Raw genomic sequence first — 13111 nt, 5'->3', positions numbered from 1 at the left:
GTTGAAGGTTGCGAAAGTGGCTTTCGCGACATCCCGAACCCAGCCGAAGCTCACCTCGGGCGCGCCAGACCTGCCCGAGTGCAATGAAGGGGCCTTTCATAGCAAATTTCGCTATGAAAGGCCCCTTCATTGCACGTAGGGAAACCAGGATCAGCCGCGCAGCATCTCCGCGACCAGGAACGCCAGTTCCAGCGACTGCTGCGTGTTCAGACGCGGGTCGCAAGCGGTCTCGTACCGGCCCGAAAGATCCAGGTCCGAGATCTCCTGCGCGCCACCGAGGCATTCGGTGACGTCCTCGCCGGTGAGCTCGACGTGGATACCGCCCGGGTAGGTACCGAGCTTGCGGTGCACCTCGAAGAAGCCCTGGACCTCGTCCACGATCCGGTCGAAGTGCCGGGTCTTGTACCCGGTCGACGCCTCGTGGGTGTTGCCGTGCATCGGGTCGCACTGCCAGATGACCTTGTGCCCGGACGCCTCGACCTTCTCGACGATCGCGGGCAGGACCTCGCGGACCTTGCCGTTGCCCATCCGGGCGATCAGCGTCAGGCGGCCGGGCTCGTTGCGCGGGTCGAGCCGCCGCACGTACTCGACGGCCTGTTCGGGCGTGGTCGTCGGGCCGATCTTGAGACCGATCGGGTTGGCCAGCAGCTCGGCGAACGCGATGTGCGCGCCGTCGAGCTGCCGGGTCCGCTCGCCCACCCACAGGAAGTGCGAGGACAGGTTGTACAGCTTGGGGTTCGCCGCGTCCGCGCGGTCCATCCGCAGCATGGAGCGCTCGTAGTCCAGCAGGAGCGCCTCGTGGCTGGCGAAGATCTCGGTGGACTGGAGCGAGGTGTCGGTGACGCCGCAGGCCGACATGAACCGCAGGCCGCGGTCGATCTCCGCGGCCAGTGCCTCGTAGCGCTCGCTGGCGGGCGAGGACTTCACGAAGTCCTTGTTCCAGTCGTGCACCTGGTGCAGGTCGGCCATGCCGGCGCCGGTGAGCGCGCGGACGAGGTTCATCGCGGCGCCCGCGTTGGCGTAGGCGCGGATCATCCGGCCGGGGTCGGGCACGCGGAGTTCGGGCTTGGCGACGAGCGAGTTGATGATGTCGCCGCGGTACACCGGCAGGCCGAGCGCGTCGGTGGACGCCGAACGCGGCTTCGCGTACTGGCCCGCGATCCGGCCGACCTTCACCACCGGCAGGCTCGCGCCGTAGGTGAGGACGACGGCCATCTGCAGCAGGGTGCGCAGGTTGGCGCGGATGTGCGGTTCGGTGTTCGACTCGAACGTCTCCGCGCAGTCACCGCCCTGCAGCAGGAACGCCTCGCCGCGGGCGACCATGGCGAGCCTGTCGGAGAGCCGGTCGATCTCGGCGGGGACGGTGATCGGCGGCACGCTTTCCAGCACGCCGCGGACGCGTTTCGTCAGCTCCGCGTCCGGCCACTCGGGCTGCTGCGCGGCCGGGCGGGAAAGCGCGTCGTCGAGCCGCTCGCGCAGCCCGGGAGGCAGAGGGGGCAGTTCGGGGAGCGTGTCGACGGGAACGTCCACTGTCCAGTTCACGGGCACCAGGATATGCCTGGCCGAAAGCCGCCCGCCCACCGGGACGAAAGTCCCAAAAGGTGGACGGGCGGCGGAGGAGATCAGGCGGCCTGCGCCTTGTTGTAGAGGTTCTGCGCGTCCGCGCCGAAGTACGGGCCGAACATGTAACCCGGCAGGAAGTTGTAGCCGAAGCTGTTCACCGAGGCCTGGACGCCCGCGCCGGTCGCCTCGCTGAAGTTGAGGAACCACGGGCCACCGCTCGAACCACCGGTCATGTTGCAGTTCATCCCGTGGTCCTTGGTGAGCAGGAAGTCGGTGAACGTGCTCCCGCTGCAGTAGATCAGTTTCGTGCCGTCGTACGGCGCCGCCGCCGGATACCCGAACGTGTACATCGACTGGTTGCGCGCCTGGTTGAACGCGATCCCCTGCGCGCCGACGACGTCGGTCAGCTTCTGCCCGTTGAGCTGGTTCACCACGGCCGCGCCGACGTCGTAGTTCATGTCCTCGCTCGCTTCCCACTGCGGAGTGGTCAGCGTGCTCTTCGCGGCCCACGTGCCGTAAGGCGTGTTGCCGTTGTTATAACCGGGAGCGAAGGTCCAGTTCGTGTGCCAGGCGCCTTGGTACTTCACGCAGTGCCCGGCCGTGATCACGACGCTGCCGTTCGTGCTCGTCACCGCGTCACCGGAGCACGACGCGTTCCGCCCGCCCATGGTGAAGAACACGCGACCGGCGGTCTGCACGACCTTGCCCGCGCCCGACCACGCGCCGCCGCCGTTGGGAATGCTCTGGATGATCGTGCTCGTGCCCTTGGCGACGTCCTTCGGCGTGAAGGCGGGCGCGGTGACCAGCTGGTCGATCGGCACCGCCGACCGCATCCGCTCCGGCGTCCAGTAGGCGGCGACGGCCTGCGCGTCGGCCGCCGCCTGATGGTGGGCGGGCGCGGCCTGTGCTGGACTCGCGACCGCGGTCAGCGCCGTCACCGCCAGCCCCGTGAGCGCTGCCAGGATCCCCGTCCGGAAAGCCGTCCTCTTCATGGCGTACCGCCTTTCGCCACCGGTGAATTGCCGTATGACTTGCACGACATTTCGAAAGTATTTGTCCTGCTACCGGGCGTACAAGCGGCCGTTCGGCCGCATCCGTGGTGGCGTATGGGCCGTTCGGCCGAACACGATGACCGGGCCGTGACCTGCCCGGTAGCTTTCCGGTGTGAAGAGTTTCGCCCGGCTCGGCACGAACGTTCTCGCGCTCTGGATCTGGATTCCCCTGCTGCCGATCGCGATCACCTGGGGAGCTCCCTGGCCCGCCGGCTGGGGACCACTGACCGCTTTGGCCGTCGCGGCGCTCCTGACACTCGCGGTGTGGGCGGTCTTCAAGGCCCTCGACTTCGAGATCGCGCCGCAGACCGCGACCGTGTCCGGCGCGATCGTCGTGCTGACGTTCACCTTCGGCGGGCTGATGCACCTCGGCTGGCTCTTGGTCGCCGGGGTGTGCTGGTCGCTCGTCACCCGGGGTGAACGCACCTACCCCGAAGCCGCCGCCGGAATGCTGCTGGGCAGCCTGGTCGGCGGCCTCGGTTACTGGCTGGCGATCATCGTCATCTACTTCGGCAGATGAGCCGGGCAGTGGGAATCAGCGGCCGGAAGGTCGCCGTCTCGCAGATAGCGCACGACGAAGTCGTTGCCGCAGGCGTTCTCCTTGGTGAAGACGCCGTGTCCACCGGCGTCGACCGTGACGAACTTGGCCCGCCCACCCAGCGCCGAACGCAGTTCGCGAGCGCCGGAAAGCGGCGTCGCGGGATCACGGAGGTTCTGCACCAGCAGGATGTTCGACGGGCCGCGGTCGGTGATCCGCACCGGGCGTTCGCGGCGTTCCACCGGCCAGAAGGCGCAAGGGGCGATGTTCGCGGCGGCGGGGCCGAACATCGGCTGCGTCACGCGGGCGCGTTCGACAGCCTTTTGGTAGTAGCGAACGCTTTCCGGCCAGTCCGTGTCGTTGCACAGCACCTGGAGCTGGAGCGCGGCGTGGTTGTCGCCGTCGAGCGGCCCGCCTTTCGCCGACGCCGGCGAAGCCGCCCATTGCGCGGCGAGGCCGGGGAAGTTCGCGTCGTCGTACAGCGCTCCCCAGGTGTCGGTCCGGATTCCCGGTCGTTTCCCGGCCAGTTCGAGGAACTTCGCCTTCACGTCGGCGAGGGTCCGCCCGAGGTGGTAGACGTCGTCCCGCGCCGCGGCCCAGGCCGCGAAATCACCGAACCGGTCGTCGAAGCCGTCCGCGAAACGCTGGTGCGCCCGGACGCCCAGCCCGTCGGGCCCCAAGAGGCTGTCCAGCACGATCCGGTCCGTCTTCGCCGGGAACATCGAGGCGTAGGAAGCGCCGAGATAGCTGCCGTACGAGACGCCGTAGTAGGAGATCTTCCGTTCCCCCAGCGCCTCGCGGATCCGGTCCATGTCGCGTGCGGTGTTCGCGGTGGTCATGTGCGGCAGGAGATCCGCGGTCTTCGCCTCGGCGCATTTCCGCGCCACCACCCGGGATTTCGCCGCCTTTTCGACGACGTCGTCCGGGCCGTCCGCGTACGGGCCGGTGAGGATGAACCGCTCGTCCTCGGTCAGGTCGCAGGTCACCGGCGTGCTGTAAGTGGTGCCGCGCGGGTCGAACCCGATGACGTCGTAACTCTCGAGCAGACCGCTGTTTCCCTGGCGCTGCGCGAGTTGCGCGGGCATCGCCAAGCCGGGACTCCCGGGGCCGCCGGGGTTCATCAGCAGGACTCCCCGGCGCTTCGGGGAGGTGCTCGCCTTCCGGGAAACGGTGAGTTCGATCTTTCGCCCGCCGGGATCGGCGTAATCCAACGGCACCTCGAGTTTCGCGCATTGGAGGCCCTCGGTCGGTGAGGGTGTCATGCCGTAGTCCGGACAGGGTGACGTCCACTTCAGTGCCGGAGCCGCTTCGGCTGTCGCCGGAAGCGCCGCGGTCAGTGGCAGGAAAGCCAGTATCGCCAACGTTTTTCTCATACGGCAGAGCTTCGCGTGGCCTGCCGCCCTACCGCATCGGTCCTCGGCCTGATCCCGGACCTCCACCTGGGGCAGGAGCGGCTCCTGCCGTTCGTCATCCCTCGCCGAGTGTCAGGAAAGGGGCGTTCAGGACGAAAACCGTCCTGAACGCCCCTTTCCTGACATCTCCACGGGCCTTAGATCACCGCGAGCGGCAGCGCTGTCGGGTGCACGGGAGCGGGCAGGTCCGAAGCACCGGTGAGGTAGGCGTCCACCGCGCTCGCCACCGAACGGCCCTCGGCGATCGCCCACACCACCAGCGAGGCACCGCGGTGCGCGTCGCCGCAGACGAACACGCCGGGCGAGGAGGTCTGCCAGTCCGAGCCGCACGAAAGCGTGCCGCGTCCGGTCAGGGAGAGCCCGAGCCCGTCCAACAGCGGCATGTGCTCGACACCCTCGAACCCGATCGCGAGCAGCACGAGGTCGGCGGGAAGTTTCTCGACCTCGTCGTTGACCGGGGTCACCATGCGCTTGCCGGTCTCCGGGTCCTTGACCACGCGGACCTGCCGGAGCTCGACGGCGCGCACGTTGCCCTCGTCGTCACCGACGAACCGGGTGACCGCGACGGCGAACTTGCGCTCGCCCGCCTCCTCGTGCGCCGGGTAGGTGCGCAGGATGTAGGGCCAGGTCGGCCACGGTGACCGCTCGTCGTCCCTTGTGGACGGTGGGGTCGGGTACTGGTCCAGCTGTGTCACCGAAAGCGCGCCTTGGCGGGTCGCGGTGCCGTAGGAGTCGGCCCCGGTGTCGCCACCGCCGATGATGACCACGTGCTTGCCCGCGGCGTCCACCGGCGACGGGCCGTCGCCCTCGACGTACTTGTTGGCCGGGACCAGATGTTCCATCGCCAGGTGGATGCCGGACAGCTCGCGCCCGGGCGTCGTGGTGTCGTCACGGCCGCGCAGCGCGCCCACGGCGAGCACCACCGCGTCGTAGCCGGCCCGCAGGTCCTCGACGGTCAGGTCGACGCCGACCTCGCAGCCGGTGACGAACTTCGTGCCCTCCTTGCGGAGTTGCGCGAGCCGCCGGTCGAGGACCTTCTTCTCCATCTTGAACTCGGGGATGCCGTACCGCAGCAGGCCGCCGAGCCGGTCGTCCCGTTCGTAGACGGTCACCTCGTGGCCGGCGCGGGTCAGCTGCTGCGCGGCGGCCAGCCCGGCCGGACCGGAGCCGACGACAGCGACCCGCTGGCCCGAAGACACCGCCGAGACCTGCGGCTGCACGTAGCCCGCTTCCCAGGACTGGTCGGCGATCGTCTGCTCGACCCGCTTGATCGACACCGGGCCGCCGGACAGCGGCGAGATCGACAGGACGCAGCCCGCCTCGCACGGCGCGGGGCACAGCTTCCCGGTGAACTCGGGGAAGTTGTTGGTCGCGTGCAGCCGGTCGCTCGCCGCGGCCCAGTCGCCGCGGCGCACCAGGTCGTTCCACTCCGGGATCAGGTTGCCCAGCGGGCAGCCGGATCCACCGGAATGGCAGAACGGGATACCGCAGTCCATGCACCGCGAAGCCTGCTCGCGCACCTGTTCGTTGCGCTCACCGGGTTCGACGTCGGCGTACACCTCGCCCCAGGTGGCGAGACGGTCCTGGGTGGACTTCTTCTTCGGCTCTTCACGTTCGTACTTCAGGAAACCCGTCGGATCAGCCACGAGCGGCCTCCATGATCGCTTCGTCGACGTCGCGGCCCGCGGCGCGCGCCGCCTTCGCCGCGTCAAGGACACGCTGGTAGTCGCGGGGCATCACCTTGGTGAACGCCGCCGAGCGACGGGGCCAGTCGCCGAGCAGCGACGCGGCCACGGCCGAACGTGTGAGGTCGTAGTGCTTCTGCACGGTCTTCTTGAGCCAGGCGAGGTCCTCCGACGACGGCGTCTGAAGGTTCACCATCTCTTCGTTGACCCGGCCGCGGTCGAGGTCGAGCACGTAGGCCTCGCCGCCGGACATGCCGGCCGCGAGATTACGCCCGGTCGGGCCGAGCACCACGGCCTGACCGCCGGTCATGTACTCGAAGGCGTGGTCGCCGACGCCCTCGGCGACCACCACCGCGCCGGAGTTGCGCACGCAGAAGCGTTCGCCGACCTGGCCGCGCAGGAACATCTCGCCGCCGGTGGCCCCGTAGGCGAGGGTGTTCCCGGCGATGGTCTGGCCTTCCGCGGCGAACTTCGCGTCCGGATGCGGCCGCACGATGATCCGCCCGCCCGAAAGTCCCTTGCCGACGTAGTCGTTCGCGTCGCCGACCATGTCGAGCGTGATACCGCGCGGCAGGAACGCGCCGAGCGACTGCCCGGCGGAACCGGTCAGCAGCACGTGGATCGTGTCCTCGGGCAGCCCCTCGCCGCCGTAGCGGCGGGTGATCTCGGAACCGAGCAGCGTGCCGACGGTCCGGTTCACGTTCCGCACCGGCAGTTCCAGCCGGACCGGATGCGCGTCCTCCAGCGCCGCCTCGGCGAGCTGGATCAGCGTCCGGTCCAGCGCGTGCTCCAGGCCGTGGTCCTGCGTCCGCGTGCGCCGCTTCGCCCCACCGTAAGGAGTCTCGGCGGGCATCTCGAAGATCGGTGCGAGGTCGAGACCGGAGGCCTTCCAGTGCTCGATCGCCTCGTCGGTGTTCAGCACCTCGGCGTGCCCGATGGCCTCGTCGAGGGTGCGGAAACCGAGCAGCGCCAACGTTTCCCGGACCTCTTCGGCGACGAACCGGAAGTAGTTGACGACGTGGTCGGCCTGTCCGGTGTAGCGCTTGCGCAGGTCCGGGCTCTGGGTCGCGACGCCGACCGGGCAGGTGTCGAGGTGGCAGACGCGCATCATGACGCAGCCTTCGACGATCAGCGGCGCCGTCGCGAAGCCGTACTCCTCCGCGCCGAGCAGCGCGGCGATGACGACGTCCTTGCCGGTCTTCATCGCGCCGTCGACCTGGACGGTGATCCGGTCGCGCAAACCGTTGAGCAGCAACGTCTGCTGCGTCTCGGCGAGGCCGATCTCCCAGGGCGTGCCCGCGTGCTTGAGCGAGTTCATCGGGGAAGCGCCGGTGCCGCCGTCGTGGCCGGAGATCAGCACGACGTCGGCGTGCGCCTTGGACACCCCCGCCGCGACCGTGCCGACGCCGAGCGAGGACACCAGCTTCACGTGGATGCGGGCGTTCTCGTTGGCGTTCTTGAGGTCGTGGATCAGCTGGGCGAGATCCTCGATCGAGTAGATGTCGTGGTGCGGGGGCGGCGAGATGAGCCCGACGCCCGGAGTGGAGTGCCGCGTGCGCGCGATCCACGGGTACACCTTGTTCGGCGGCAGCTGCCCGCCCTCACCCGGCTTCGCGCCCTGCGCCATCTTGATCTGGATGTCGTCGGCGTTGACGAGGTACTCGCTGGTGACGCCGAACCGGCCGCTCGCGACCTGCTTGATCGCGCTGCGTCGCGCCGGGTCGTAGAGCCGTTCGGGGTCTTCCCCGCCCTCACCGGTGTTGGACCGGCCGCCGATGCGGTTCATCGCGATGGCGAGGGTTTCGTGTGCCTCGGCCGAAATCGAGCCGTACGACATGGCACCGGTGTTGAAGCGCTTGAAGATCGCCTCAACCGGCTCGACCTCGTCGAGCGGGACGGGTTCGCGCGTGCCCGCGCGGAAGGAGAACAGCCCGCGCAGCGCGCCGCCCTGGCGGTACAGGCGGTGCACCTCGTCGGAGTACTTCTTGTACACCTCTTCGCGGCCGGTCTTCGTCGCGTGCTGCAACAGGAAGACGGTCTCGGGGGTGAACAGGTGCAGTTCGCCCTCGCGGCGGTACGCGTACTCGCCGCCGGTCTCGAGTCCGCGGTGGACCCGGTCGGTCGGGTTGTCCGGGTACGCGCGGCGGTGCCGCGTCGCGACCTCTTCGGCGAGCACGCTCAGGCCGACGCCGCCGAGCTTCGACGACGTCCCGGTGAAGTACTCGTCGAGCAGATCCTGTGCGAGGCCGAAGGATTCGAAGACCTGCGCCGCGGTATACGCGCCGACGGTGGAGATGCCCATCTTCGACATGATCTTGAGGACGCCCTTCACGAGCGCCTTGACGTAGTTCCGGATCGCGGTGGCGGGCTCGATCCCGGTGACCGCGCCGGTCGAGATCATGTCCTCGATCGTCTCGAAGGCCAGGTACGGGTTCACCGCCGCGGCGCCGTAGCCGAGCAGCAGCGCGACGTGGTGGACCTCGCGGGCGTCGCCGGTCTCGACGACCAGCGCGACACGGAGCCTTTCCTTGGTGCGCACCAGATGGTGGTGCACCGAGGACACCAGCAGCAGCGAGGGGATCGGCGCCATGCGGTGGTCGGAGTCGCGGTCGGACAGCACGAGCGTGCGCGCGCCCGCCGCGATCGCCTCGGAGGCCTCGCGCCGGACCCGCTCGATCGCGGCCGCCAGTGCCTCGGCCCCACCGTCCACTTCGTACAGTCCGGAAAGGACACTGCACGCGAAGCCGGGGAGGTCGCCGTCGTCGTTGATGTGGATCAGCTTGGCGAGTTCGTCGTTGTCGATCACCGGATACGGCAGCTGCACGTGACGGCAGGAGGCCGGACCGGGGGCGAGCAAATTCCGCTCGGGGCCCATGATGCGGCTCATCGAGGTGACGAGCTCTTCGCGGATCGCGTCCAGCGGCGGGTTAGTGACCTGCGCGAAGTTCTGCTTGAAGTAGTCGTAGAGCAGCCGCGAACGCTGCGACAGCACCGCGGGCGGGGTGTCCGAGCCCATCGAGCCGATCGGCTCCATGCCCTTGACCACCATCGGCGCGAGGAGGATCTTCAGCTCTTCTTCGGTGTAGCCGAAGGAAAGCTGGCGCCGCAGCACGGAATCGTGGCTCTGCACGATGTGGTCGCGATCCGGCAGATCGGCGATCTGCAGCAGACCGGCGTGCAGCCAGCCTTCGTACGGGAGTTCCTTGGCCAGCGCCGACTTGACCTCTTCGTCGTCGACGATCCGGCCCGCCTCGGTGTCCACCAGGAACATCCGGCCGGGCTTGAGGCGGCCCTTGGCCACGACGTCCGCGGGGGCGACGTCGAGGACACCGGCCTCACTGGCCAATACGACCCGGTCGTCGGCGGTGCGCCACCAGCGGGCGGGGCGCAGGCCGTTGCGGTCGAGCACCGCGCCGACGAGCGTGCCGTCGGTGAAGGTGACACAGGCCGGGCCGTCCCACGGCTCCATGAGGCTCGCGTGGAACTGGTAGAACGCACGACGCTGGGCGTCCATCCCGGCGTGGTTCTCCCACGCTTCGGGGATCATCATCAGCACCGCGTGCGGCAGTGACCGCCCGCCGAGGTGCAGCAGCTCCAGCACCTCGTCGAACGAGGCGGAGTCCGACGCGTCGGCCGAGCAGATCGGGTACAGCCGGGTGAGATCGCCGGTGATGAGGTCCGATTCGAGCAGCGCCTCACGGGCGCGCATGCGGTTGCGGTTGCCCCGGATGGTGTTGATCTCGCCGTTGTGCGCGACGAACCGGAACGGATGCGCCAGCGGCCACGACGGGAAGGTGTTGGTGGAGAACCGGGAGTGCACGAGCGCGATGGCGCTGGCGAGCCGGGTGTCGGTCAGGTCGGTGAAGAAGAGCGGGAGCTGCTCGGGAGTCAGCATTCCCTTGTAGACGATGGTCCGCGAGGACAGCGACGGGAAGTAGGTGCCACAGCCCGCGGTCACGCTCTCGTTCTCGACGCGCTTGCGGAGACAGAAGGCCAGCCGGTCCAATTCGAGCCCGGTGGGACGCCGGCCGCCGGTCTCCGCGCCGGCGACGAACAGCATCGCGAAATGCGGCATCACCGAACGCGCTGTCGGGCCGATGTCGGCGCGGTCGGCGTCGACCGGGACTTCGCGCCAGCCGAGGACGTCGAGGCCCTCTTCGGCGGCGATCCGCTCGATCAGGGCGATGGCCTTCTTCCGCTCCTCGCCGTCCGAGGGCAGGAAACCGATCCCGGTCGCGTAGGCCTGGTGACCGTCGGCGTCCGGCTCGGGCAGCGTGAAGTCCGCTTCCGCCCGCAGCAGCTCGTCGGGGAGCTGCAGCAGGATGCCCGCGCCGTCACCGCTGGTCGGCTCCGCGCCGGCGGCACCGCGATGGTCCAGGTTCGTCAGCGCGGACAGACCGTCGGTGACGATGCCGTGCGAACGTCGCCCGCGGACGTCGGCCACCATGGCCACACCGCAGGAGTCCTGTTCGGATTCGGGGTCGTAAAGCCCCTGTTTGCCTGGAATGGCGGAGAAGATCATGAAGGGACCTCCTTCGTCGTCGTGCTCAGCGGTCGGACGGGCCGGCCGGGGGAATGCGCACGGGACGACGATGGCCCGTTCGTTAGCGCGACTTTAACACCTGTGAAACACGTCGGCATCAGTTCGGAGGGCGCGAAAGCCCGCCGATGGGTAACGATCTGGATGCCCGGAACGACAGAGTTCCTGATGGGGTCGCGGTAGTTCGTTCCGCTAAGTATATGTCCTGTTCCGGGTTGTCACGAGACACGGTGAGGCGACTCTAGTCACTCCGGACGCTCTTCGCGCACTGGGCCGCACAACTAGAACGTGTTACCGTTCCGCGCATGATCCTGGACCGTTTCCGGCTCACCGACCAGGTCGCCGTGGTCACCGGCGCCGGGCGCGGGATCGGCGCGGCGACGGCCGTGGCGCTCGCCGAGGCGGGCGCCGACGTGGTGATCTCGTCCCGCACCGAAAGCCAGCTCACCGAGGTGGCGGCCTTGATCGCCGCCACCGGCAGGCGCGCCCACGTCGTCCCCGCCGATCTGAGCGATCCGTCCGCCGCGGCGGAGCTGGCGGAGGTCGCGACCGGGGAATTCGGGCGGTTGGACCTGGTGGTCAACAACGTCGGCGGCACCTATCCCCGGCCGTTGCTGGAAACCAGCGGCGACTTCCTCGAAGAAGCCTTTCGCTTCAATGTCTCCACCGCGCACGCGCTGACCGTCGCGGCCGCACCGTCCTTACTGGAGACGGGCGGGTCGGTCGTCAACATCTCGTCGGTCATGGGCCGGGTGGCGGGCCGGGGTTTCGCCGCGTACGGGACGGCGAAGGCCGCGCTGGCGCACTACACCCGGCTCGCGGCGGCCGATCTCGCGCCGAAGGTGCGGGTGAACGCGATCTCGGTCGGCTCGGTGGCGACGTCCGCGCTCGAAGTGGTGGTGGGCAACGACGAACTGCGCGACCGCATGGAGGCCGCCACTCCCCTTGGCCGGATCGGCGAGGCCGAGGACATCGCGGCGACCGTCGTGTTCCTGGCGTCCGGCGCGGGCCGGTACGTCACCGGCAAGATCATCGAAGTCGACGGTGGACTGCAGGCCCCGAACCTTGAGTTGGGCCTGCCTGACCTGTAGGAGGCGAACGCCGTGCGCGTGGTCCAGTGGAGTACCGGGAACGTCGGACGGCACGCGCTGGCCGGGATAGCCGCGCGACCCGATCTCGAACTCGTCGGGGTCTGGGTTTCGAGCGAGGCCAAGGCGGGGGTCGACGCCGGGGAACTGGCCGGGCTGAGCCGCCCGCTCGGGGTCTCCGCGACGACCGACGCGGACGCGCTCATCGCGCTGAAGCCGGATTGCGTGCTCTACACGGCGATGGCCGACGACCGGCTCGTCGAGGCCGTCGAGGACTTGAAGCGGTTCCTGCGCGCCGGGATCAACGTGGTGTCCAGCAGTCCGGTGTTCCTCCAGTACCCCGAAGGTGTGGTCCCGCCGGAGATGATCGAGCCGATCCGCGAGGCCGCTCGCGAAGGCGGCGCTTCGCTGTGGGTCAACGGCATCGACCCCGGCTTCGCCAACGACTGGCTGCCGCTGGTGCTGACCGGCGTATGTGAACGGATCGACGAGGTTCGCTGTATGGAGATCCTCGATTACTCGACGTACGACCAAGGCAAGGTTCTTTTCGAAATCATGGGCTTCGGCCGGGAGATGGACGACCTCCCGCTGCTGTTGCAGCCCGGTGTCCTCTCGCTGGCCTGGGGCAGCGTCGTGCGGCAGCTCGCGGCCGGGCTGGACGTCGACCTCGACGCCGTCGAGGAGGTCTACGAACGGCTTCCGGCGCCCGAGACCTTCGAGATCGCCTCCGGGACGATCAAGGAGGGCACGGCGGCCGCGCTGCGGTTCGAGGTGCGCGGCATGCGCGGCGGGCGGGCGGTGTGCGTGCTGGAGCACGTCACGCGCCTGCGGGGCGACCTCGGTCCGGACTGGCCGCAGCCGAGCGGGCAGGGCTGCTACCGCGTCAAGGTGACCGGGGAGCCCAATTACGAGCTGGACCTGCGCCTGGTCGGGACCGACGGCGACCACAACACGGCCGGGCTGAAGGCGACCGCGATGCGGCTGGTGAACGCGGTCCCGGCGGTGGTGGCGGCTCCGCCCGGGCTGCTGACCGCGCTGGACCTGCCTTTGGTGACGGGGCGGGGCCTGGTCTCCCCCTGAAGTGTCATGAGGGGTCCCCGTGAGACAGTTTTCGTCCCAAGGGGACCCCTCATGACATCTCCCGGAGGTCACGAGGCCCGCCCGCCGGCCGGCCTGAAGTCCGTGAAGGCCTCCTTGAGGGACTCTGGGTCCCTCAAGGAGGCCTTCACGGAC

The 13111-nt window shown here is 69.0% G+C and carries 8 protein-coding genes; 3 read left to right on the top strand and 5 right to left on the bottom strand.

All coding sequences use genetic code 11. The annotated features are described in order from the left end of the window. Positions 1 to 150: 150 nt before the first annotated feature. Both ACFWMR_RS39540 and ACFWMR_RS39535 read right to left on the bottom strand, forming a co-directional pair. Positions 151 to 1542 carry a class II 3-deoxy-7-phosphoheptulonate synthase gene (locus tag ACFWMR_RS39540; protein WP_167406086.1) on the bottom strand — a complete coding sequence of 464 codons (1392 nt, stop codon included), beginning with the start codon at positions 1540 to 1542 and terminating at the stop codon, positions 151 to 153. 80 nt (positions 1543 to 1622) lie between these two features. Next, entirely contained in the window at positions 1623 to 2555 is a 933-nt protein-coding gene (locus ACFWMR_RS39535) for a trypsin-like serine peptidase (RefSeq protein WP_378382101.1), read from the bottom strand. A 172-nt stretch (positions 2556 to 2727) separates the two neighbouring features. On the opposite strand from ACFWMR_RS39535, the gene ACFWMR_RS39530 reads away from it, so the two are divergent. Beyond that, positions 2728 to 3135 carry a hypothetical protein gene (locus tag ACFWMR_RS39530; RefSeq protein WP_378382100.1) on the top strand — a complete coding sequence of 136 codons (408 nt, stop codon included), beginning with the start codon at positions 2728 to 2730 and terminating at the stop codon, positions 3133 to 3135. Here ACFWMR_RS39530 and ACFWMR_RS39525 read toward each other — a convergent pair. The 3 genes from ACFWMR_RS39525 to gltB form a co-directional block, all read right to left on the bottom strand. Then, positions 3120 to 4526: an alpha/beta hydrolase gene (locus ACFWMR_RS39525; RefSeq protein WP_378382099.1), complete on the bottom strand. Its 1407-nt coding sequence runs from the start codon at positions 4524 to 4526 to the stop codon at positions 3120 to 3122. The genes ACFWMR_RS39530 and ACFWMR_RS39525 overlap by 16 nt on opposite strands. Positions 4527 to 4702: 176 nt before the next feature. Next, positions 4703 to 6211, bottom strand: a complete 1509-nt coding sequence (locus ACFWMR_RS39520; RefSeq protein ID WP_378382098.1) for a glutamate synthase subunit beta — start codon at positions 6209 to 6211, stop codon at positions 4703 to 4705. Next, positions 6204 to 10772, bottom strand: a complete 4569-nt coding sequence (gene gltB, locus ACFWMR_RS39515) for a glutamate synthase large subunit (protein WP_378382097.1) — start codon at positions 10770 to 10772, stop codon at positions 6204 to 6206. The genes ACFWMR_RS39520 and gltB overlap by 8 nt, the downstream gene beginning before the upstream one ends. 323 nt (positions 10773 to 11095) lie before the next feature. Here gltB and ACFWMR_RS39510 point away from each other — a divergent pair, with 323 nt between their 5' ends. Together ACFWMR_RS39510 and ACFWMR_RS39505 are read left to right on the top strand one after the other, a co-directional pair. After that, positions 11096 to 11881, top strand: a complete 786-nt coding sequence (locus ACFWMR_RS39510) for an SDR family oxidoreductase (protein WP_378382096.1) — start codon at positions 11096 to 11098, stop codon at positions 11879 to 11881. A gap of 12 nt (positions 11882 to 11893) precedes the next feature. Continuing rightward, the gene (locus ACFWMR_RS39505) at positions 11894 to 12958 is read left to right on the top strand and encodes an NAD(P)H-dependent amine dehydrogenase family protein (protein ID WP_378382095.1); all 1065 of its coding nucleotides are present in this window, start codon (positions 11894 to 11896) and stop codon (positions 12956 to 12958) included. Positions 12959 to 13111 lie beyond the last annotated feature (153 nt).

Origin of the sequence: Amycolatopsis thailandensis, from assembly GCF_042723255.1 — a bacterium.
GTDB classification, from domain to species: domain Bacteria; phylum Actinomycetota; class Actinomycetes; order Mycobacteriales; family Pseudonocardiaceae; genus Amycolatopsis; species Amycolatopsis thailandensis.
This window is presented reverse-complemented; position numbering and strand designations above follow the sequence as displayed.